The sequence below is a fragment of the Winogradskyella marincola genome, from assembly GCF_029624125.1.
Classification (GTDB): Bacteria; Bacteroidota; Bacteroidia; order Flavobacteriales; family Flavobacteriaceae; genus Winogradskyella; species Winogradskyella marincola.
The window spans coordinates 212,587-236,382 of record NZ_JARSBN010000003.1; the positions used below are offsets into that span (position 1 = coordinate 212,587).

Consider the following 23,796-nt stretch of genomic DNA (forward strand, 5'->3'; position numbering starts at 1 on the left):
TAGCTATAGGTGATTGTATGTTATCGTTATGTCATTGATAAGCTAAGACTATGACTTTTGAAAATTTACAACGTGCGTCACATCATATTTATAACTAAAAAATGTGAATGTATTCTAATTTAAAAGTTAAGTAAAGGCTATTCTCATTCCCATAACTATAAATACTAATCCGCTTAATTTATTTAGCCAATAAGAAGATTGAGGATTGTTTTTTAAATTTTGACTAAAGGCACTAGCAAATAAAGACAATATTAAATACCAAACAACACCGATTAGCGCATAAATTGTTCCTAAAAAGAAAAACGGAATAGGGTTACTTATTTGACTTGCTTCAATGAATTGAGGAAAAAAAGCTAAAAAGAATAATGCAACTTTCGGATTTAAAGTGTTAGTTAGAAATCCAGACCAAAAATCATTTTTAGAACTTATTCTGACTTTTGTTTGATTGGCAGAGAAAAATTCTTTTTTATTTTTGAATTTAAATAAACCTATGCATATTAGATAGCCTGCACCTAAAATTTTGATAAATGTTAGTGCAAAAGTAGAGTTAGCTATAAGTATTGACAACCCTAATGCTGCAAAAAAGGTATGAACAAAAACCCCTGAATTTATGCCTAATGTAGCATAAAATCCTGATTTTGCTCCTTGACTAATAGATTTGTTTAGTACAAATACAGTATCTATACCAGGTGTCATAATAAAAAATAAAGCTGTTATAATAAAAGTCATTAGGTTTTCTGTTCCCATAGCGTTTAAGTAATTATGGATATTATATTTTTAGGCAAATAAAACGTTGATTTATAATTGAAAAAATACATTTTTTCGACTCATTAATGCTAATTTTGCATTAATCATGACAATTCAACAAATAAAATATTTTCTGGTTCTAGCTAAAGAACTTCATTTTTGGAATACTTCAGAGAAGGTTTATATATCGCAGTCCTCGTTGAGTAGGCAAATTCAAGCATTAGAGCAAGAACTACAAATACAACTTTTTGAAAGAGACAAAAGGAATGTTAAACTAACTAATGCAGGTAAATTTCTTCAAGAACAATGGGAGGAAAAAATAAAAGAGTTTGACCAAATTATAAGACAAGCACAACGTATTGATGAAGGAAAAGCAGGAACTATTTCTATAACATATCCAGGTTCTATTGCCTATGAGTTTTTACCAAATTTTTTAAAGGTTTTAGGGTATAGTTTGCCTGATTTAAAAATAGAGTTAACAGAGCCAACAGATGAAAATCATGAAAAACTTTTGCTAGATTTTAAGACAGATATAGCATTTAGTAGAGACAAAATAAAGAATGCAAACATAGATTCTAAAGTGCTTTATTACGAACCAATATGTTTAGTTGTTCCTCAAAATCACAGGTTTTCTAATGATAGTATTGATGGATTAGAAAATGAAAAGTTTATTATTTCTGGTTTACATCAAACTACTTTTTTTGCTTCGGTATTGAGTTCTTGGTTTTTAAAAAAAGGAATAGAGCCTAATACAATTATAGAATCAGATTTTGGTGGTATGATAATAAGTCTTGTTTCAAAAGGCATTGGAATTTCTATTTTACCGTTATCTTTTAAATCTGCACAAGTGAAAAATGTTAAGTTTATAGAATTAGATCAGAAAATAGGATTATACATTAATTGGCGAAAAAAGGAGATGAATAATACCGTCCTGAAAGTGATTGAGCTTGCTGAAAATTTTGTAAAAGAAAGATAAAACATCTGCTTGTAGTGTCTTGTTACTTTTCTCTAAAATAAGTAGATAAATAGAGGTGTGTAAAATTTGATACAAGAAAGGGTTTATTTGGCTTTAAAATTCTTGAAAGTATACAGATGAATGAGTAAAGACTTGTAGTGTTGAAATGCGTATATTGTTGATTGTTAATTTTTTATAATTAATTTGTTCACCGGTCCTCTATGCTTGTGTCATTGCAATTTACTATCTTTAGACAGCGAGTTATATACCTAACCTCCAGGTCGTATTTAGATAAACCTATCAAAATAATTAATCTAAGTCTTTAAGCTATGGATTTTATAAGCTATTTATTAGAAGTAGATCCTAATTATATAATCATTGGGTTAATTGCCCTCTTTTTTTCTTTAGAGCAAATAATGGAATCTCCATTTAGTTTTAAGAACAGATTTAATCATCTATTTCAAAATGTATTATTTCAAGTTGTACTAGTTATTTTGAATGTTTTTTTTGTAGCATTTCAAGTGTCTTCAATCGAATGGTTAAACGCACACAATATTGGTTTCTTATATCTGATAGAATTACCTCTTTGGGTAAAACTTTGTGTTTCTGTGGCTTTGTATGATATAACGGCATATTGGATTCACAGATCAACTCATAAAATTCCTTTGTTATGGAGATTTCATAGAGTTCATCATAGCGATACAACAATGGATTCTTCAACGGTTTTTAGATTTCATCCCATGGAGTTAATTCTTGTATTTGGAATTGGAAATATAATTACAGCTGTACTATTTGGAACAGATGTTTTTTCTATGGCATTGTATTATTTTATTCTTTACTTATTCTTCTTTTTTGAGCATGCCAATTTAAATTACCCAAAATGGTTGAATTCCTCTATAGGTTTAATCTTTGTAATGCCAGACCATCATAGAGTTCACCATCAACAAAATCAGGTTTACACAGATTCTAACTATGCAGATATATTTATAATTTGGGATAGATTGTTCGGAACTTTTAAAATGATGCCAGTAGAGGATATGAAATATGGGTTGGCAGAGTTTGATCTGGACGAGAAACAATCGTTTCTCTATTTAATTAAAAGTCCTTTTCTAAACATTAAAAGGAATGATTCTGATGAAAAGGCTGAGTAAAAACACTATTCTCAACAAAGCCTAGCCACACATTTTGTTAGTCACTACGCTTATGAAAAGCCTTAGAATCTCATTGTAATTAGTTTCGCTGAATCTTCATTTTATTTAATCTTTCAGCTTAACTGAAAAAGAGTATATTTAAACTTCAAACTAAATACTAGATAAACATATGAAGGGCCAACACAAACGAAAAAAAGTACATATATAGATGGTGTACTTCAAGAATAACGGTTGCCCATTATTTTGTAAATAAAAAATAGCCTATAAATTATGAAGAACTTAGTAGTTTTAGTGTTCATCCTGGTCGGTTCCAACATGTACTCTCAAGATAAAGAACAAAACCTTTTGGTAGACAATGGCATTGCAAAACGAATAATTAGAGGTTTTGAATACAAAAATGATTCTCTAGTTAAGCAAACCTATCTTGTTGACGAATTAGACGAATTTGGAAATACAGTATCTTTTAAAACGTATGACCTTAATGGTACTGTGGTTAGAGAAAGTAATTATAAATTTTCTGAGGATGGGACTACAGAATATGGTGAAATGCGTGATGAAAATGGAAATTTGAAATACTACATGGTAACCATTAAGGATAAAGAAAAACGTTCTATTAGAAAGATGCAAATAAATGCCAAACACGATACTCTTGTTGAGCAAATATGGATTAAGGATAAAAATCTAAACGATAGTATTCTTTATAGGGTAAGAAACGGAAAAAGAATTCTGTCTCGTAAATGGAACTTTAATCAAGGTAATGTAATGACTTCTGAGGAATACTATGATAAGCAAGGGGACTTTGTTGGTAGCCAATCTTACACTTATAAAAAAAACGGAGATTGTATAAAACGACGAAACGACAGGAATACTTTAGTTATGCATAAGTGTGTAGAAGGTAACAAAGAAATATGGCATTTTCTTAATAACAGAGAAGGCTATCGTTCAGGAATTACCCTTGTTTCTGAAAAAGGAGGTAAACGCGTTAAAACGACTTTAGATAATGGACTTGAAGAGAAAGTAGAGTATTTTTCTAAAAAAGGAAAGCTGTTAGCTAAGATTGAATACACCTACGAAAAAGCTGACTAGACTCATAATTATTTGATTATTTAGTATGTACAAGAAAGTATCGTTGTTTGTAACCACACTTTTAATTTCCAGCATAAGTTGTTTTGCTCAAGACACAAAGTGTACAGACTTTAAAGTAGGAACATTTGAATACTCAGATCCAAGATTTTCGGAGTGGAAGGTGAGTAGGACAGACATACTTCAAATTGAAAAAAGCACTGTTAGCGGAGTAGAAATATACAGCTCAATTAAATGGATTTCTGATTGCAACTATATTTTAACCTATAAAAAGGTTTTGAATACAGATGTTGACCCAAGTGATTTTATAGGTAAAACAATTGAAGTAAAAATAATTAAAACAGAATCAGATCGATATACTTGCCACTCTAAAAGTGATGTTATGGATTTAGAGATAGAAATGGTTAAGGTAGATTAGAGTTATGCTAAACTAAAACGGTTTATGGTTTTAGTTTAGCATACTTCAATAATCATTTTCTGGGTTTATAATCTTATTCTACGATAACTTTCATGTCTGCTAATTCAAAAACCATATACTGCATTAAGCGTTCTACAGTTGTAGCATCAGATGTGTTGTTTTCGGTATGAAACGATGAGTATAATACACCTCCATCTCCATGTAAGAAGGTATAGGCTAAATGTTTACTTTCACTTATGTCATCATATTCCACAGGACCGTAAAGCCAAGGAATAACAGTAGTAGGATCATAAGTATCTACAACTTGCCAACTACCAAGAAATTCATCTATTGTTACTGTAGCATTTGGCACTTCGATATCATAATTCAAATCTAACCAATCAATGAGCGTTGGGTCTAAAATTTCTGCTTCAGTAGATAAAGATGTTCCACTTCTGTCAGGTTCATAAAAACTTAAATAATCAGCACCTCCTTGAGTTATATAGACAAGGTATTCAAAAGCCCAATCTGTTGCATATAACAAACCACCATTAGTAACATAATCATTAAGGTTGTTAGCAAATTCTACCTTATATTCGTTTAAGCCACAGTTTAAGAAAATAATATCGTAGTTGGCTAAAAGTGTTGGTGACTCTATAAAATCTCCAAAACCAAAATCTACATTTGGTTCTAGCATTGGGTTGTCTCGTTTTGCAACAGCATTGTTTTGATGACGACCATGATGAACAGTGCTACGACCCGCAACATCCTGACCGTCAATGATATCAAAAAGTGGTTCGCCTGTTGTTGGGTCTACCAAGCCAATGTTGTGTAATACTTCTTCAATATGGTCATAATATCCTGTAACTACAGCTATTGAAGGCAGCTCATCAATTGGTAAACTATCCAAATCAAACGTAAAGGCATCAATAAGATCGCTAAGGTCTACTGATTTAGATGTTCTAAACTGACCTTTTGATATAGAAAGGTCGTAGCTATCTTTAGAAAGATTTTCTAGTATAAAATTACCTTCACTATCAGTCAACGCATCTTGTACCAAAGTACCATCTTTATAAAGCTTTACACTAGCCTTAGATACTGGATCTAAGCCATTGGGTGTTACAAATTTTCCTGAAATACTATAGTCTCCAGAACTGTTATTTGTTTGGTCTTTAGAGCACGATAGTGCAGTAATAAAAACAAGAAGAAATACGATTGATTTTTTCATAGTGATGGCTTTTGATTAGTTCTCTATAGTGTAGATAGCAATGTAATGAAAAGGTTGCGTCTATACTATAATTATATAACAGTTAGACTTTAGTTTTTCCTACTTAAGTATTTCATATTTAGAAAAATACTTAGGGTTGCTTATTGACTTTTTGGTTAAAATACCTGTACAGAACTTGTTTCAATATCAATCAAAGTAGTTCATTGAAACGGAACTATGACTTACGGTTGGCAGAAATTTTACAAAGCCCTAAAAGAATAAAGGAATAAGAAAAAAAGAGTTTTTATTTTCAACTACCGAAATAAGTATATCCAGATTGCTCTAGACACTCTAAAATTAAAAGTCATACTTGCCATTACAACAAAAGCAATAATAAAAAAGACTACAAGTGGTGATAGGTCTAATAAAACCCAAAAAATGATAAAACAAGCAATCATTTGAGCAACTGCTAGCGCATAGCTAACATACATTGCTCCGAAAAAAAAGCCAGGTTCTTTTTCGAATTTAAAATTGCATTTTTGACATCTTTCATTCATTTTAGGTATTCTGAATAAAAGAAAATTTCCTTTTGATTTAAAGATGTTATCTTTCTTGCAGTTAGGACATTTTCCTTTTAAAACATTAGCTACTTTGTTCATTGTCTTTTCTTTTAACAGTGCAAAATTAGAGTAAAAATCTATAAGGAATCCTACAGTTTTTACTCTTGTTTTTGTACTTTTAAGACATTTATGAAAACTACAGTTCTTGATATAGATCAATTTAAAACAACTCGATTACTTAATAACTTTTACGTTAATAGATTTTCTAATCATATTGAGACCAATAGCAGTATAATTGGTACACCTCATAGTCATAATTTTTATTTATGTGTATTATTTACAAAAGGAACAGGAACACACGAAATAGATTTTAGTACTTATGATATTCATCCTGGTAAAATATTCTTTCTAAAACCAGGACAAACCCATTTCTGGAAGTTTGAAACAGCACCTGAAGGATATATCTTTTTTCATTCTAAAGCATTTTATAATATGCATTATCTAACGCATAAGCTTAGTGCTTTTCCTTTTTATTATTCTTATCAAAATCCGCCTTTTTTAGATCTCTCGGATGATTATAAAGCCATAGAAGTTAAGTATCAAAACCTCTATAATGAATATTTGGATTCTAAGCCTTTTAGAGAGCTAAAAATTGTAAACACAATTAGTGATATATACATGGATTTAACAAGAAAGTATGCTGTAGATATCGATATTGCCAATTACTCACAATCAGGTTATTTAAAAATTCTTGAAAAGCTTGAAAACTTCATAGACCTGCATTATGATAAAGAAAAGCTGCCAAAATTTTATGCCAATAAGTTAAATATTACCACAAAACATTTAAATAGAGTAGTGAAGGAGACCGTAAATAAAACGACAAATCAACTCATTACAGAACGAGTTATTATTGAAGCAAAACGACTTATAGTGCATTCTAATAGCTCGCTATTTGCAATAGCAGATACATTAGGATTTAAGGATTATGCATATTTTTCGAGATACTTTAAAAATAGGGTTAAAGTCACTCCTTTAGAATTTAGAAAGCGCTATGCTTCAGTGTAAATGCGTGAAACATTCTATTTCATGGCAATCATGCTAATCTCAACATTAACAAACTTAGGAAGATTAGCGACCTCTACAGTTTCTCTTGCTGGTGCAGTATCTTCATTAAAATAAGTGCCATATACTGCATTTATTTTAGCAAAGTTGTGCATGTCACTTATGAAGATTGATGTTTTTATAACATCTTCAAACGTCATATCAGCAGCAGCTAAAACAGCTTTCATGTTCTCCATAACTTGCTTTGTTTCTGCCTCAATACTGTCCGTTATCAACTCCATTGTTTTAGGGTCTAATGCAATTTGCCCAGAAGTATATAGTGTATTGCCAACTAAAACAGCTTGGTTGTATGGACCTATAGGTGCTGGAGCGTTTGGCGTGTTGATTATTTTTTTCATGATTTTAAAAAGGATTAATTACCTAACTGACGATCTGGTTGACGACGTTGATCGTATTTTAAATCCTTAAGCAAGTTAGACTTAATGCCGATAAAGAAATTCCATGAGCTACGATCACTGAATGGTACCCAAGTAAAATTCATTCGCCAGCTTAATAAATCGCGTTCAAAACGTAATTGGGTATAGGTGAATCCTTGGTTTAAAAAGTCATAACCAGAAGAAGCACCCACAGACCAACGTGGTGAAAGTTCAATATCTCCCGAAAACATTAACGATTGCGATGTTATTTCGTCCTGTCGCCTTGTATTGGTATAATTAGCAGCATAAGATAGTCTTAAGCTCCAAGGCATTTTATAGTTATAGAATTCGTTGTTTTCTTCGTCGTCTTTATTTTTATCCTTTTTCTGGTCTCCAAGTCGTTGGTCTGCAAAATCCTGAGAAACACCAAAGAGGTCGTCAGCTCTTGCGTTTGCAGTAGAGGACCTTCGGTCGGCTTCTTCGTCTCTTTCTTCCTCTTTGTCCTTACCAGAAAAACTATCGTTATTTAAGCTATAGCTTAAGTTAATGTTAGCAGATGTCATACGGAATAGGCTACCTCCATTATTGATATTAAATTTATTGATAACCTCATTGTTACTGTCTAAGGCATAGGGATTTAATGTCATGCCAAAGTTGATATTCATTTTTTTGTTGAGGATTTGTGTACCTCCAGTTACTCTTAACGGACTCCAGTTTAGAGAATCTGCAGCTAAATCATAAGCCGTAGATAGGTTAAGGTTGTTTAATAAAAAGACTTTTTTAGGTTCTGTTTCGGTAGAATCCTTAGAGCGTATTTTGGCTTCAAAATTATTACCTACTGCAAGACCTATACTACTAGAGTAGCGATTTCCTGGTCTTCCAAAAAGCGAGTTTTCAAATCGTGTAAATTCTACCTGATCGCTAGTTGTACCATCAGCATCGATAACGTCGTAAGTCTCGTAATACTGATCAAAAGCAGGAGAAACATTGTAGCTAATAGATGGTCTCATTACGTGTCTAATAGCTTGTATTTTTGGATCTTTTCCTTTCTTCTGAAAGTTATACATACCATATAAAGTTGTTCCTATACTCGCACCAAAGTTGTAAGTTAAATAACGATCAAAACCATTTTTTTCAATTGTAACTTCTTCTTGATTTGCTGTGTCCCAAAATTTATTTAGGGTTTTTAACGTCCAGTTTTCTTCAAAATTAGCATTAACACTTGCGCTAAAATGATTAAATACTTTAAAATTTGTTGTTACTGGTATAGAGTGTCGCATACCTGCAAGTGCATCATCAAACATTTCACTTTTTCCAAATAAAGAATCGGTTGTGTTGATGCGATATTCTCCTCTGGTGTTTACTTGAAAGTTAATGTTTTGTATGGCGCCTTTTTTAGTACCAGACTTTGGTGCAAATGGATACACTCTGGTCATGGACGCTTGCATCGTTGGTAAGGTTAAGTTTATCGCTTCCGTATTTGTGTTTTGGTTGTGTGTGGCAGATAAACTAAGGTTAACCTGAGGTTCGCCTTGAAATGTTTTAGAATACGATACCGAAGATGCTAATGTGTTGGTTAGAAAGTTAGATTGGTTAATTTGATTGATGGATTGCGAAAAATACTGACTACTACCTAAGTTTACAGATGCCGAGAATCTTGAGTTAGGGTTAGCCTTAGCATCTTGGCTGTGAGACCATCTAATATTGTAAATAGTGCTTTTTGAAAAACCAGGAAAACCACGTTCTCCGTTAATCAGGTTTTCGTATCTAAACCCAAAGTTACCTCTAAACTTGTAGCGTACTGCATAGTTACTTTGCAATCTTAATCCGTAACTACCATTGGTATAATAATCTCCTAATACAGCCAAATCTACATAATCGCTTATAGCAAAATAGTAACCACCATTTTGTAAAAAATAACCTCTGTCATTACCAGTGTCTTCACCAAATGAAGGGAAAATAATACCGGAAGTTTGTTTTTTAGACATTGGAAAATAGGCAAAAGGTATGGCAATAGGAGTAGGTACATCGTAGATATACATTTGGCTCATACCAGTTACAATCTTTTTGTTGGGCACTATTTTTGCCTTATTCATTTTGATGTAATACTCAGGATCATCAATATTTTCTGAAGTAGTAAACTTACCTTGAGAAATAAAATATACGGAGTCATTTTCTCTCTTAGTTCGTTCAGCAATTACAATACCACCACTTTGTTCGGTTACAGAATTAAAGATTAATGCTTTTCTAGAATCTGTATTAAAAACTATAGAATCGGGCTCTATAACGTTAGCACCTTGAGTAAAAACAGGTTTTTGAGAATAGCCTGTAGAGTCTTTTATTCTTCCGGCATATACCAGATTTTTACTGTAGTCTATGACTATAACACCAGCTTTAATTTCCATATCTTCATACAGTACTAAAGCTTCATTATAAAGTCTAATCTGTTGCTTGGTTTGGTTTACAGCTACATAATCTTTAGCCTTGTAGGTTACAATATCTTTAAGGAAGCCTTCCTTTTTTACAGAATCATTTTCTGTAGAGTCAACGACTTTTGTGTTTAAAATAGAATCAACAGGAATTTCTACTCTGTCTTTGGCAACAGCAGTAGAGTCTGATTTTGGGTCAGTAGGAATACCATTGTTTTTTTTAGGTAATTCCTGAGCCAAGCTAAAAGTGTTGATAAACACTGTAAAACTCAAGGCAAAAAGTATGTGTAAGCTATTTGTACGCAATCCTTTTAGATGTATTTTTGTAAAAGTATGGCTCGGTTTTTGAAACGCCAAAAGTACAGATATTTTTTTGTGATTATCTTATTAAATTTCTAAAGTTTAAAAATAGATATTACAAAAAAACATAGCGTAATAATTCGAGTTTATAAACCGTTAGATTAAATATGCAAACGAAGCGAAATAATATAATAGTATTCTTAGTTCTCACTTTTATAACTTCTTTAACATGCTTTACAGCTTTGCAAGCGCAAGAAGATAAGTTTGTTGTGGTTTTAGATGCAGGACATGGAGGGCACGATTCTGGTAACTTAGGTAATGGTTATAAGGAAAAAAACATAGCACTTAATGTTACATTAGAAATTGGTAAGGAGTTAGAAAAAAATAATAATATAAAAGTTATTTACACTCGAAAAACAGATGTGTTTATCGAGTTGCACGAGCGTGCTAATATTGCAAATAGAGCAGATGCAGACTTATTTGTGTCTATACATTGCAATGCACATAGTTCTCAGGCAGCCGGAACAGAAACATTTGTTTTGGGTGAAAAAAATACAGGTAGAAATTTTGAGGTTGCTAAACGAGAAAATGAAGTAATTTTCTTAGAAGATAATTACGAGCAGCACTATGAAGGGTTCGATCCAAGTTCGCCTGAATCTACAATAGCTATTGGTATAGAACAAGAAGTATATGTTGAGCAGAGTATTGTTTTAGCTCGAAAAATTGAAGATAATTTTATAAATAATGCCAAGCGAAAAAGTAGAGGCTTAAAACAAGCGAGTTTACTTGTTATAAGAAACACTTACATGCCTAGTGTTTTAGTAGAAGTAGGTTTTTTAACTAATAATAAGGAGGGAGCTTATCTTAATACCAAGTCTGGACAATCTAAAATGGCAAAAGCGATTAAAGATGCTATTCTATCTTATAAAGCAGAAATAGATCAAAACGTAGGTAGCAGTATTCTTGGTACCGAAAAGTTAGATACAGAAACTGTTGAGACTTTAGAGAATTTACCATTGGTATATGAAGGTATTACCTTTAAAGTGCAGATTGCAGCAAGTTCTAAAGATTTAGAGACTAAACCGTATAACTTTAAAGGCTTATCTGATATCAGTAAATTAAAAGTTGGTAAGCTCTACAAGTATTTTTACGGAAGCACATCAGACTACAATAAAGTAAAACAATTACAAGAAGAAGCCAAATCTAAGGGCTACACATCTAGTTTTGTGGTTGCATACAATAAAAAAGGGGAACAAATAGAACTAGAGGAGGCTCTTAAATCTGCCACTAATTAGAATTATTATTAATAATTTTATTCCTAATTTTGTTTTCAATCAAATTTAAGCCCATTGAAAATTTCAAGAGAAGTTAAAACCGCTATATTAGTATTATCTGGTATTGCTCTATTTGTATATCTATTCACTTTCTTAAGTGGAAGTAATTTGTTTTCTAGCAAAGAAACATATTACACAGAGTTTGATTATAACGCTCTAAGTCCATCCTCTCCTGTAACCATTAAAGGGAATAGAATAGGTAAGGTAGAAGATATAAAGTACGATTTTAATACAAAAAAAACAGTAGTAGAATTCTCTGTTAATCCAGAATTAAAATTCTCTAAAAACAGTGTTATTAGACTGTATCCAACAGGTCTTATGGGAGGTAATGCTCTATCTATTATAGATGCTAATGATGGTGCAGAAGCTAAGCCAGGAGATTTTATTCAGTCTGAAGTAAAACAAGGTTTAATGTCTTCTTTAGAAAGCAGTTTGCCAAAAGTAACTTCAGGACTAGATGGTACTTTAGAATCTGCAGATACATTAGTAAAAAACCTAAATGCATTATTGTTAGATAATTCTGATCAGGGATTAAAAAACGCCATAGCAGAGCTAAATACAACCTTAAAATCTTTTACAAGTACGTCGTATTCACTACAAGGTGTCATTAAAAATAATGAAGAAAAAATAGGATCTATTTTAGATACATTTGATAAAACAAGCAAAGATCTAAGCGCATTAACCGCAGAGTTAAAAGAAGCCGGACTTTCTAACACCGTTGAAGAGTTAACTAAAACAATTAGCTCTATGAAAAGCTTGTTAGTTAATTTAGATAACGGAAAAGGTACGCTTGGAAAGCTTCTTAATGACGAAGGACTCTACGATAATTTAGAAGCTGCATCCAAAGAGTTACAACTGTTACTGCTAGATATAAAATTACATCCTGCGCGATACAGAAGAATTCTCTCTAAACGAGAAATTCCTTATCAAGAGCCTACAGAAGAGCAGATTAATAATAATTAGACCATTTAGTTATGCAATACATTCCTAATATTCTTTTTTTAATCATTTTGGTATTAGGTGTTGGGTATTTTACACTCAATATCAAAAAGTTAATACGTAATATAAAACTTGGTAGAGCAGTAGATGCCAGTGATAACAAAAGTGAACGCTGGCGTAACATGGCCAGAATTGCTTTGGGTCAAAGTAAAATGGTAAAACGACCAGTAGCAGGTTTTTTACACATTGTGGTATATGTTGGTTTTATCATCATTAATATAGAAGTATTAGAAATTATAATCGATGGTCTTTTTGGTACACATCGTATAGGACTAAAGGTATTGCCAGAATCTGTTTACGGATTTTTAATAGGCTCTTTTGAAGTCTTAGCAGTACTGGTTTTAGTTTCTGTAATTGTATTTTGGATTAGAAGAAATGTCGTAAAACTAAAACGTTTTCTTAGTTCTGAAATGAAAGGATGGCCAAAGAGCGATGGTAATATTATTCTTTATTTTGAAGTGGTATTAATGTGCTTATTTTTAGTAATGAATGCCACTGATACTACGTTTCAAAATTTAGGTCATGGTAATGTCATTTCACAATTTATAGCACCATGGTTTAGCAGCTTATCAGAAGGTACATTACACATTATAGAACGTACAGCTTGGTGGATACACATAGCAGGAATATTAGTATTCTTAAACTATCTGTATTTCTCTAAGCACTTACATATCCTTTTGGCGTTTCCAAACACTTATTTTGGTAGTGTACAACCCAAAGGAAAGTTTAATAATCTAGAGGCTGTTACAAACGAGGTAAAATTAATGATGGATCCAAACGCAGATCCGTTTGCTGCAGCACCAGAAGGAGCAGAAGAAGAGGAGCCAGCAAAGTTTGGAGCTAGTGATGTTATGGATTTAAACCAAATCCAACTGCTAAATGCTTACACATGTACAGAATGTGGACGCTGTACGTCGGCTTGTCCTGCTAACTTAACAGGTAAGAAATTATCTCCTCGTAAGATTATGATGGATACTCGTGATCGTTTAGAAGAAGTTGGAAAGAATATTGATGCAAACGGAGGAGAATTTAAGGACGACGGAAAACAACTTTTAGGAGATTATATTACCAACGAAGAACTTTGGGCATGTACTACCTGTAATGCTTGTGTAGAAGAATGTCCTGTGAGTATTAACCCATTGTCTATTATCTTAGAAATGCGTCGTTATCTGGTAATGGAGCAAAGTGCAGCGCCAATGGAGCTTAATAACATGATGACCAATATAGAAAACAATGGTGCACCTTGGCCTTATAACCAAATGGACCGTTTAAATTGGGCTAACGAAGAATAATATAAGTTATGAGCGAACAACTAAAAGTGCCAACAATGGCAGAGTTTATGGCAGAAGGTAAGCAACCAGAAATTTTATTTTGGGTAGGTTCTGCTGGTAGTTATGATGATAGAGCAAAAAAAATATCAAAGGCTTTTGTTAAGATTTTAAACAAAGCTAATGTAGAATTTGCTGTATTAGGTGAAGAGGAAAGTAACACAGGAGATGTAGCAAAACGTGCAGGAAATGAGTTTTTGTTTCAGATGCAAGCCATGATGAACATCGAAGTTCTTAATGCTTACGAAGTAAAACGTATTGTTACTTGCGATCCGCATTCTTTTAATTGTTTAAAAAACGAATATCCTAGTCTTGGTGGTAATTATGATGTTGTTCATCATACTCAATATATAAAGGAGCTTATAAGTTCTGGTCGTTTAACTTTAGAAGGAAATACGTACAAAGGAAAACGAATCACATTTCACGATCCATGCTATTTAGGACGCGCAAATAACGAATATGATGCACCAAGAGAAGTCCTTAAAAATACCAATGCCAATTTGGTGGAAATGAAGCGTCATAAAAACACAGCATTGTGTTGTGGAGCTGGAGGTGCTCAAATGTTTAAAGAACCAGAAAAAGGTAACATGGATATTAATGTCCTCAGAACAGAAGATGCCATAGCTACCAAGCCAGATATTATAGCAACAGGTTGTCCTTACTGTAATACAATGATGACAGATGGTGTTAAAGCAAAAGAAAAAGAAGGAGAAATTTCTGTTTTAGATATAGCCGAATTAATTGCTAATTCCTAAGATTTTAAAATGAAAAGAGAACCCATTCCTCTAAAAAAAGTAATTATAAATGGTGTAATAAATGGGTTAATTTTTACCCTTTTCATGGAAGGGTATTATAACTTTTTTACAGAAGATAAGTTTTCTCTTTTAAGAGTCTTTATTCACTTTTTTGCTTTTGGTTTTTTTATGGCACTTATTTTTAGATACCAATACAGAAAGAAAAATTAGTGTTTTATGCTTCGATTATCTCTTCTTTTTTTAAAATTCCAATAAAATATTATGATAAAGAAAATTACACTTTTAACCTTAGTTATGCTTTTTAGTGTAAATAGTTACGCTCAAAAGAAATCAAAAGAGGAAGTCGTAGAACTTATGGCAGAGGATACATGCGAGTGTATTGCTAAGAAAAAAATAAAGAAGTCTGCTACAACAGAAGAAAAAGAGATGGCACTTGGGCTTTGTCTTTTGCAAAGTTTTAATGCTCACAAAAATAAATCTAAGTACTACAAAAGTAAAACCTTAGATGATATGGAAGAAATAGGTGAGGATATAGGAATAGCAATGGTTGGTATTTGCGCAGAAGACTTTTTATCTATTTTCTCATCAGAAGAATTGGTAGATATAATAAATGAAGATGATGAAGATTTAGGCTTTGATACCTCTAACGATTCAGGCTTAACGATAGAGGTAGAATTAATAGCTATGAATAATGATGCTATTTCTTACATAGAAGCTAAAGACGACTTTGATAAAACACATATTTTTTTAATCACAGATGAATTTGAAGGCTACGAATTACTTAAGAAATCTAATTTTGGTAAGTTCTATACGGTAACCTTTAAAGAAGAAGAGTTTTTTGATTTAAGCGAAAAGCAATACATCACCAAAAAAGTAATCACAAAGTTAGAAGCACTTTAGTATAGCGATAACATTCTGAATCATTGGTGATTTTATAGCATTAAATATTAATAAAATCGCATAAGCTATATAGATGATAAACACAGTAAAAATCTTAACGCTTTTGGCATTTTTGTTTTTAGGTAAACCTGTTAATTCACAGTCATTAACCGAAAAAGAGAAAGCTAACGTCATTACAATCAATAAGCACTTTGGTGACTCTATAAAAATACCTGTATACACTAGTGATGTTTTAGGTTTTCAAGAAAGTGGGTTGTATTTTAAAAAGGAAAACAAAAAATGGGGATTAATTAACTCTAACACCAACAAAACATTAATTCCTTTTAAGTTAGATTCTGTATTGTCTGTTTTTCATTTACCAAACATTAAGAGTTACTTAATAAAAGAGAAAGGGAAATGGTCTAGCATTTCATTTAATAAAAAATATAAGATAGAAGACTGTGAGCCAGACACAGGATTAACAAAAGCAGATTACAGAAAAAATGGCTATGATATAGATACTTCACCTTGGAAACGATTTTTGGTCATTTTTAATGGAAAACAAGGCATCATGAATAAGGGTTATAAAACAATTGTTCCTGTGAAATATGATTATGTACGCGATAATTATTTGCATTATAACGAAGATAATAAAGATGAGAAATCTTATATCATTTACAATGATGATAAGGTAGGTTTTATAACAAATGAAGGTACAGTAGAGCCTGTTTTTGACGATATAGGAGTTTATTTTCCAGATTTCGTAGGTGATTGGGATAACCTAAAACCATCATACAAAAAGCAAGACTTAAAACTCATGTTTTTATTTGAAGACTATAAAATTATAGGTGTAACTAAAGATGGAAAAAAGGGAATTGTGGATTATACTGGTAAGCAAATAGTACCTAATATTTACGATGAAATGTTTTGTGCAGAATCTTACGTTAGAGAATTTGGAAATCATTTTATCGTTGTCAAAGATGGAAAATACGGAATTATAAGCCATCAGAATGAAATAATTTTACCGCTTAATTACGATATAATAGAGTATTTTGATACCAGTAAAAAAGGTACATCGCATATTTATCTTGTAAAGCAAAATGGTAAATATGGCCTTATTAATTCTCTAAACGAAGTTGTAAAACCAATAGAGTACACAAGAAAAGAATTAGAAAATTAAAAGTTTAATAAAACGCACAATACATACAAATGCTAGTAGATTTTGATACATTACCAGAAGAGTCAAGAGTTTGGATTTACCAAGCTAACAGAAGCTTTTCTGAAGAAGAGATAACAGAGTTAACCTCTAAATTAGAAGTCTTTATTGAAGCCTGGACAGCACATGGTAAAGATTTACAAGCAGGATTTAAAATTGTTTACAAACGTTTTATTGTCATTGCTTTAAATCAAAACCTTAATATGGCTACAGGTTGCTCAATTGATGCTTCTGTGCATTTTATTCAAGAATTAGAAAAGGATTACAATGTAGATTTAATGGATAAGATGAATGTATCCTTTAAGCAAGGAGAATTTATTGCTTATAAGCCTTTGATAGATTTTAAAAAAATGGCTAAAAACAATTCAGTATCTAAAAACACAATCGTCTTTAATAATTTGGTAACTAATATCGCAGAGTTTAAAGATAATTGGGAAGTGCCTGCGAGCGAGAGTTGGCATAGCAGATTCATTAAGTAAATTTTCTTATTGAATTCTCAGTAAATACGCTCAAAAATTACGGTATTTGTATGTTTAATAATTTTCATTTCTTAGAAAGAATGTTGATTTTTACAGTACCAAATTCGTCATTTTAAAATTGTAAATCCTCAATAGAAAGTGGGTACTGATATTTTCTTATTAAACATTTCCGGACAAGATAAACCAGGCTTAACGTCATCTTTAACCAGTGTTTTAGCAGAATACGATGCTAAAATTCTAGATATAGGACAAGCCAATATTCACGACACGTTGTCTCTGGGAATGATGTTTGAGATAAAATCTGGAAAAAAATCAGCAGCTGTTCTTAAAGATTTATTGTTCAAAGCCTATGAATTAGGTATTACTGCAAAGTTTACACCAATATCATTAGATAATTATGAGCATTGGGTAAGTATGCAAGGTAAGGATCGTTATATCGTTACCATTTTAGGAGAAAAACTCAAAGCCGAGCAAATTTCTGAGGTCACCAAAGTCATTTCAGAAAAAAACCTGAATATAGATTCTATTAAGCGTCTAACAGGTCGTACGTCTTTGGTTAAAGAAGAAGAATATCCAAGGGCTTCTATTCAATTATCAATACGAGGAAAGCTAAACGATAAATCAGAGTTTACATCAAGATTTATGCAAATATCTCATGAGTTAGATGTAGATATTGCTTTTCAGGAAGATAGCATGTTTAGACGTAACCGTCGTTTGGTATGTTTTGATATGGATTCTACTTTAATTCAAACAGAAGTTATTGATGAGTTGGCTGAGCGTGCAGGAGTTGGTAATGAGGTTAAGGCGATAACAGAATGTGCAATGCAAGGCGAAATAGATTTTCAGGAAAGTTTCAAAAAACGAATGAAACTTTTAGAAGGTTTAAGTGAAGATGTTTTAAAAGATATAGCAGAGAATTTACCAATAACCAAAGGCGCAAGACGTCTAATAGATACGCTTCATAACTACGGTTATAAAACAGCAATTCTTTCTGGAGGTTTTACTTATTTCGGAAAATATCTTCAAGAGAAATTAGATATCGATTTTGTTTTTGCCAACGAGTTAGAGATTAAAGATGGTGTGCTAACAGGAGGATATATAGGAGATATTGTAGATGGCAACAAAAAAGCAGAGTACCTTCAGTTGTTAGCCGACGATATGGGAATTGATATTGAGCAAACCATAGCAGTAGGAGATGGTGCTAATGATTTGCAAATGCTTAATCTTGCTGGTTTAGGCATCGCCTTTCATGCCAAACCAAAAGTTAAGGATAGTGCTCAAAGTTCTATATCTAGTATTGGTTTAGATGGTGTGTTATATTTGTTAGGTTACCATGATCGTCATATAGATCTGGTTTAATTCCATTTAACTGTTAATTACACAGTTTATAAAAGAATCCTAAAGTCTTTTTACTTCATATTAAATATGCTATTTTGGCATAGTATTCGTTATTGTAATTAGAAACGAGAAAAGATTAATGTATGCGATATTTGTCCCTTATTTTTATAGCTTTTTGTGTTCAAATTAATTTTGCTCAAGAGGCAACTCCAAATCCATTGTTAACTAAAGATGCGACACTACAACAAAAATGGGTAGATAGTGTTTATAACGCTATGACTTTGAAAGAGCGTGTAGGTCAGCTTTTTATGGTTCAGGTATTTTCAAAAAATGATGGAAAGGCCAATAGCAAAATTGTTGATTTAATAAAAAATGAACACATTGGAGGTGTTATTTATTCAACTGGAGGGCCACACAGACAAGCCAAACTAAATAACCTTTTACAGGCAGCATCAAAAGTACCATTATTGGTAGGTATGGATGCAGAATGGGGTTTGAGTATGCGTTTAGATTCTACGTATGCGTTTCCTTGGAATATGACACTTGGCGCCATAACTAATGATAGTTTGGTAGAGCAAACCGGAAGACAAATAGGTGAGCACTGCAAACGTTTAGGTGTGCATTTCAATTTTGCACCTGTTGTAGATATTAATACCAATCCTAAAAATCCAATTATAGGTAACCGTTCTTTTGGTGAGGATAGAGACAATGTCACAGCAAAAGGATTAGCTTTTATGAATGGTATGCAAAGTGCTGGTGTATTGGCTAACGCTAAGCATTTTCCTGGACATGGTGATACCGAAGATGATTCGCACAAAACCTTGCCAACAGTATCTTTTAGCGAAAAACGAATAGATTCTATTGAGTTGTATCCATACAGAAAACTCATTAAAGAAGGCTTATCTAGCGTTATGGTTGCCCATCTTAACATTCCAAGTTTAGAAAAACGAAGAGGCTTTCCTTCATCTTTATCTAAGCATATTGTAACTGATATTCTTAAAGGTGAGTTAGGTTTTAAAGGTTTAATTTTTACTGATGCATTAACCATGAAAGGTGCTGCTGATTATGTAGAAAAAAACCTTGATGGCATTTCTACAAGTACATTTTCAAAAGGAGGCGAGATAGATTTAATGGCGTTTTTAGCAGGTAATGATGTACTCTTAATGTCTGAAAATCCTGAAAAAGGTATAGAAAGAATTATTGAAGCTTTTGAAGCCAATAAAATTACAGAAGAGCGTTTATCGCATTCAGTTAAAAAAATCCTTATGGCTAAGTATAAGGTAGGACTGCATAATTATTCTCCAGTTGGGTTGTATAATCTAGGTAATGATTTAAACAGACTTAAAGACGATTTGCTTTACGAAAGCCTGATGGAAAATGCTATAACAGTAGTACAAAACAAAGACGAAGTATTACCTCTAAGAAATCTGCAAACCAAAAATATTGCCTATGTAGAATTAGGAGATGATAGTGGTTCTGCATTTTATGACGAATTAAAAAAATACACCAAAGTTCATCATATTCAAGGTGAGAAATTAGATGAGATCATTACTAAATTACATAATTACAATACAGTAATTGTAGGGTTTCATAAGTCTAATGCTAACCCTTGGAAAGCTTATGAATTTTCACAAAAAGAGCTAGCATGGCTGTATGAAATTTCAAGGAACACTACAGTAATATTAGATGTGTTTGCAAGACCTTATGCGTTGAATGATTTGCGTTCAGTAGAGAACATTGAAGCCATTGTAATGAGTTATCAGAATAGTGATATTGCACAACAAAAATCAGCACAGCTCATCTTTGGAGGTATTGATGCAAAAGGAACATTGCCAGTTAGTGCAGGAGAGTTTTTTCCGGTAGGTACAGGCATACCTTACAATTCAATTTTAAGTCTTAGTTATGGTTTGCCAGAGCGAGTTGGTATGGACTCAGAACGATTAAGCAAGATCGATTCTGTGGCTCATCATGCAGTTAATAACAATATGACACCTGGTATTCAACTTTTGGTAGCAAGAAGAGGAAAGGTGATTTACAATAAGAATTTTGGATATCATACCTATTCCAAAAAAAATAAAGTAGATTTTGATGATGTGTACGATGTTGCATCTTTAACAAAGATACTTGCAACGCTTCCTATACTTATGGAACTTGAGCAGCAAGGCTCAGTATCTTTAGAGTCTAAATTGGGAGATTTGCTTCCGGAATACAAAAATTCGAATAAGAAAAACATCACATTAAAAAAGATGTTATCGCATTACGCGCAGTTAAAGCCATGGATTCCTTTTTATTATGCAACACTAGATTCTGTAACTAAAAAACCAGATCCAAAGTATTATAGAACAAAGCCTTCTGGCGATTTTAATGTTGAAGTTACTAATACGCTTTACATGCGTAGTGATTATCAAGATTCAATTCAAAAAATCATAAGGGAAAGCGATTTGTTGTCTCGTCTTCGTTATCGTTATAGCGATTTACCGTATTACATTCTTAAAAATTATCTTGAAGGTTTCTACGATAAATCTTTACAAGAAATCACTCAAGATCGTTTTTATAAATCGCTTGGTGCAAATTATACAACATATAATCCCAGAAAAGTCTTTAGTCTAAAAGACATTGTACCAACAGAAGAGGATAATTATTACAGGTATAAGCAAGTGCATGGCTATGTGCACGATATGGGAGCTGCCATGCAAGGAGGTATTGGTGGCCACGCAGGAATTTTTAGTAATGCCAATGATGTTGCTAAGATTATGCAGATGTACTTGCAAAAAGGGTTTTATGGAGGCAAGCGTTATTTTAAATCCGAAACTATAGATAAGTTTAATACTTGTTACTATTGCGAAAGTGATAATAGGAGAGGTATAGGTTTCGATAAGCCTCAACTGGGAGAAGAAGGTCCTACTTGCGGTTGTATATCAATGACCAGTTTTGGGCATTCAGGATTTACAGGTACTTATGCTTGGGCAGATCCAGAAGAAGAAATCGTTTATGTATTTTTAGCTAACAGAACATATCCGGAGGCTGGTAAAAACCTATTACTCAGAGAGAACATAAGAACAGAAATTCAACGACTCATTTACGAAGCTATCATTGATTAAGCTCATAAGTTAAAAAGTGCTAAATGTTACCATGTAAAACTTCAAATCAGCTAACTTTAACACGTGCAAATGCGTTGTAAGGATTTAAATAAATTAAAGACTTTATATGTGTTAACTTTAATCATTGAAAAGTTTTAAATGAAAATAGGAATTGTTTGTTACCCAACATTTGGTGGTAGTGGTGTAGTAGCCACAGAATTAGGTTTAGAACTCTCTAAACGAGGACACGAAATTCACTTTATAACCTATAGTCAGCCAGTACGTTTAGAATTGTTGAGTAACAATGTGCATTTTCACGAAGTACACGTGCCAGAGTACCCTTTATTTCATTATCAACCTTATGAGCTGGCATTATCTAGTAAGCTCGTGGATATGGTGCAGCTTCATGGTATAGAATTGCTACACGTACACTATGCAATACCTCATGCGTATGCCGCATATATGGCGCAACAAATGCTTTTAGATAAAGGTATTATGGTGCCAATTGTTACAACGCTTCATGGTACAGATATTACACTTGTAGGAAGCCATCCGTTTTATAAACCAGCAGTAACTTTTAGTATTAATAAATCTGATGCAGTAACTTCTGTGTCTGAAAGTTTGAAGAAAGATACTATGCGTCTTTTTGATATTAAAAAAGATATTTATGTGGTTCCAAATTTTATAGATTTAGATAAGCATGTAAATGAGTTTACGGACTGTCAGCGTGCTATGATGGCAGAAGACGATGAGTTTATTATTACGCATATAAGTAACATGCGTGAAGTAAAACAAATTCCAGATGTAGTAAAGATTTTCTATAACATACAGAAAGCGTTACCAGCGAAATTAATGTTGGTAGGTGAAGGACCAGAAAAAAAGAAAGCAGAAATACTTGTTGAAGAACTAGGAATAGGAGATAAGGTAGTTTTCTTTGGTAACAGCAATCAAATAGATAGAATACTATGTTTTAGTGATTTGTTTTTGCTACCATCACAAACCGAAAGTTTTGGTCTTGCTGCTTTAGAAGCCATGGCAAGTGGAGTGCCAGTTATATCTACCAATACTGGTGGATTGCCAGAGGTTAATACAGATGGTTACTCGGGCTATTTAAGCGATGTTAATGCTGTGGCAGATATGTCTGCTAATGCCATTAAGATTCTTAAAGATGCAGCTACCTTGAAGACTTTTAAAGCCAATGCTAAAGCACAGTCTAAGAAGTTTGATATACATAACATTGTGCCACAATACGAAGCAATATATCAAGAAACCTTAAATAAGTTTTTGGTATCTAATTAAACCAAACAGCATAGCGTGCTCTGCGCAACTCTAAAGCAATTTCCTTTTCGGCAATAAGCGCGTCTTTTCGAGTTAAAAAAGGATCTATATGATTGTAAAGGCTTGGTCTAAGATACAAGCCGTATTTTTCTACAATGTTAGACGATAATTTGTATCCTTTTTTGTTTCTATAACCTGTTTTGTGTTGTTCAAAACGTTCTTTAGGGCTTTTACTAGTCATGCCAACATACAAACACTCTAAAACACCATTGTATTGTGGATTTGCTGTTCTAAACTTTGCATTTTCATTAAAAACACGTTTAGAGAGTTCTACAACATAAATTCGATATAGTGTTTTTGGCATCTTACTGTAGAGATAACGTTAAGATGCACGTAGAATTTTTTCCATCTTACGACCTTTAGCTAATTCGTCAACCAATTTGTCTAAATATCTGCACTGACGCGTGGTGTTGTTGGTGATTTCTTCAACTCTGTATCCACATATAACACCTTTTATAAGATGTGCATTTTCATTAAGGTTAGCATTTTCAAAAAAGTCTTTAAAGTTAACCTTCTGCTCAATGATATCACTAAGTTTGCTCTCATCATAACCTGTAAGCCATTCTATCACTTCGTGTAATTCTTCCTTGGTTCTGCCTTTTTTTTCTACTTTGGTAATATAATGTGGATATACAGAAGCAAAACTCATATTGGCAATGCGTTCGTCGTGGTGGCTGGTATCTGATTTGCTCATTTAATTAATTTTTTATTAAAGGTAATTAATTATATGTGTAGAAGAGTTT

23 protein-coding genes are annotated in these 23,796 nt (G+C 32.6%); 16 read left to right on the top strand and 7 right to left on the bottom strand.

Going from position 1 to position 23,796, the window contains the following annotated elements:
* Positions 1-126: 126 nt before the first annotated feature.
* On the bottom strand, positions 127-747 hold the full coding sequence (locus P7122_RS06605) for a LysE family translocator (protein ID WP_278004988.1): 621 nt from the start codon (positions 745-747) through the stop codon (positions 127-129).
* Between the two features lie 106 nt (positions 748-853).
* Between P7122_RS06605 and P7122_RS06610 the strand changes: the two genes are divergently transcribed.
* From P7122_RS06610 to P7122_RS06625, 4 genes are all read left to right on the top strand, one after another.
* On the top strand, positions 854-1,723 hold the full coding sequence (locus P7122_RS06610; protein ID WP_278004989.1) for a LysR substrate-binding domain-containing protein: 870 nt from the start codon (positions 854-856) through the stop codon (positions 1,721-1,723).
* Between the two features lie 308 nt (positions 1,724-2,031).
* Positions 2,032-2,853, top strand: a complete 822-nt coding sequence (locus P7122_RS06615; protein ID WP_278004990.1) for a sterol desaturase family protein — start codon at positions 2,032-2,034, stop codon at positions 2,851-2,853.
* A 270-nt stretch (positions 2,854-3,123) separates the two neighbouring features.
* The gene (locus P7122_RS06620) at positions 3,124-3,939 is read left to right on the top strand and encodes a hypothetical protein (RefSeq protein ID WP_278004991.1); all 816 of its coding nucleotides are present in this window, start codon (positions 3,124-3,126) and stop codon (positions 3,937-3,939) included.
* A gap of 25 nt (positions 3,940-3,964) precedes the next feature.
* A complete protein-coding gene (locus P7122_RS06625) occupies positions 3,965-4,354 on the top strand; it encodes a hypothetical protein (RefSeq protein ID WP_278004992.1) in 390 nt (129 codons plus the stop codon).
* A gap of 73 nt (positions 4,355-4,427) precedes the next feature.
* Here P7122_RS06625 and P7122_RS06630 read toward each other — a convergent pair whose 3' ends face one another.
* Both P7122_RS06630 and P7122_RS06635 read right to left on the bottom strand, forming a co-directional pair.
* The gene (locus P7122_RS06630) at positions 4,428-5,561 is read right to left on the bottom strand and encodes a carboxypeptidase-like regulatory domain-containing protein (protein WP_278004993.1); all 1,134 of its coding nucleotides are present in this window, start codon (positions 5,559-5,561) and stop codon (positions 4,428-4,430) included.
* Between the two features lie 293 nt (positions 5,562-5,854).
* Positions 5,855-6,199 (bottom strand): DUF983 domain-containing protein, encoded by a 345-nt coding sequence (locus tag P7122_RS06635; RefSeq protein ID WP_278004994.1) that lies wholly within the window; start codon positions 6,197-6,199, stop codon positions 5,855-5,857.
* Positions 6,200-6,289: 90 nt separating this feature from the next.
* On the opposite strand from P7122_RS06635, the gene P7122_RS06640 reads away from it, so the two are divergent.
* A complete protein-coding gene (locus tag P7122_RS06640; protein ID WP_278004995.1) occupies positions 6,290-7,165 on the top strand; it encodes a helix-turn-helix domain-containing protein in 876 nt (291 codons plus the stop codon).
* A 14-nt stretch (positions 7,166-7,179) separates the two neighbouring features.
* Here P7122_RS06640 and P7122_RS06645 read toward each other — a convergent pair whose 3' ends face one another.
* On the bottom strand, positions 7,180-7,560 hold the full coding sequence (locus tag P7122_RS06645; protein WP_278004996.1) for a RidA family protein: 381 nt from the start codon (positions 7,558-7,560) through the stop codon (positions 7,180-7,182).
* A gap of 14 nt (positions 7,561-7,574) precedes the next feature.
* A complete protein-coding gene (locus P7122_RS06650; protein ID WP_278004997.1) occupies positions 7,575-10,364 on the bottom strand; it encodes a putative LPS assembly protein LptD in 2,790 nt (929 codons plus the stop codon).
* A 110-nt stretch (positions 10,365-10,474) separates the two neighbouring features.
* On the opposite strand from P7122_RS06650, the gene P7122_RS06655 reads away from it, so the two are divergent.
* From P7122_RS06655 to bshA, 11 genes are all read left to right on the top strand, one after another.
* On the top strand, positions 10,475-11,602 hold the full coding sequence (locus tag P7122_RS06655; protein WP_278004998.1) for an N-acetylmuramoyl-L-alanine amidase family protein: 1,128 nt from the start codon (positions 10,475-10,477) through the stop codon (positions 11,600-11,602).
* Positions 11,603-11,656: 54 nt separating this feature from the next.
* Complete coding sequence (locus P7122_RS06660) at positions 11,657-12,604, top strand: MlaD family protein (protein ID WP_278004999.1); 948 nt, start codon at positions 11,657-11,659, stop codon at positions 12,602-12,604.
* 11 nt (positions 12,605-12,615) lie between these two features.
* Positions 12,616-13,932, top strand: a complete 1,317-nt coding sequence (locus P7122_RS06665) for a 4Fe-4S dicluster domain-containing protein (RefSeq protein WP_278005000.1) — start codon at positions 12,616-12,618, stop codon at positions 13,930-13,932.
* 8 nt (positions 13,933-13,940) lie between these two features.
* Complete coding sequence (locus tag P7122_RS06670) at positions 13,941-14,723, top strand: (Fe-S)-binding protein (protein ID WP_278005001.1); 783 nt, start codon at positions 13,941-13,943, stop codon at positions 14,721-14,723.
* A gap of 9 nt (positions 14,724-14,732) precedes the next feature.
* The gene (locus P7122_RS06675) at positions 14,733-14,933 is read left to right on the top strand and encodes a hypothetical protein (RefSeq protein ID WP_278005002.1); all 201 of its coding nucleotides are present in this window, start codon (positions 14,733-14,735) and stop codon (positions 14,931-14,933) included.
* Positions 14,934-14,984: 51 nt separating this feature from the next.
* Complete coding sequence (locus P7122_RS06680) at positions 14,985-15,623, top strand: hypothetical protein (RefSeq protein ID WP_278005003.1); 639 nt, start codon at positions 14,985-14,987, stop codon at positions 15,621-15,623.
* 73 nt (positions 15,624-15,696) lie between these two features.
* Positions 15,697-16,782, top strand: a complete 1,086-nt coding sequence (locus tag P7122_RS06685; RefSeq protein ID WP_278005004.1) for a WG repeat-containing protein — start codon at positions 15,697-15,699, stop codon at positions 16,780-16,782.
* A 29-nt stretch (positions 16,783-16,811) separates the two neighbouring features.
* Positions 16,812-17,297 (top strand): ABC transporter ATPase, encoded by a 486-nt coding sequence (locus tag P7122_RS06690; protein ID WP_278005005.1) that lies wholly within the window; start codon positions 16,812-16,814, stop codon positions 17,295-17,297.
* 138 nt (positions 17,298-17,435) lie between these two features.
* Positions 17,436-18,656: a phosphoserine phosphatase SerB gene (gene serB / locus P7122_RS06695; protein ID WP_278005006.1), complete on the top strand. Its 1,221-nt coding sequence runs from the start codon at positions 17,436-17,438 to the stop codon at positions 18,654-18,656.
* A gap of 122 nt (positions 18,657-18,778) precedes the next feature.
* Positions 18,779-21,736, top strand: coding sequence for a serine hydrolase domain-containing protein (locus P7122_RS06700; RefSeq protein ID WP_278005007.1), 2,958 nt, complete (start codon positions 18,779-18,781; stop codon positions 21,734-21,736).
* A gap of 138 nt (positions 21,737-21,874) precedes the next feature.
* On the top strand, positions 21,875-23,014 hold the full coding sequence (gene bshA, locus P7122_RS06705; protein ID WP_278005008.1) for an N-acetyl-alpha-D-glucosaminyl L-malate synthase BshA: 1,140 nt from the start codon (positions 21,875-21,877) through the stop codon (positions 23,012-23,014).
* Here the strand turns inward: bshA and P7122_RS06710 are convergent.
* Positions 23,007-23,357 carry a ribose-5-phosphate isomerase gene (locus P7122_RS06710; RefSeq protein WP_278005009.1) on the bottom strand — a complete coding sequence of 117 codons (351 nt, stop codon included), beginning with the start codon at positions 23,355-23,357 and terminating at the stop codon, positions 23,007-23,009. The two genes, bshA and P7122_RS06710, sit on opposite strands and share 8 nt — an antisense overlap.
* Before the next feature lie 18 nt (positions 23,358-23,375).
* A complete protein-coding gene (locus P7122_RS06715) occupies positions 23,376-23,747 on the bottom strand; it encodes a DUF2200 domain-containing protein (RefSeq protein WP_278005010.1) in 372 nt (123 codons plus the stop codon).
* Positions 23,748-23,796 lie beyond the last annotated feature (49 nt).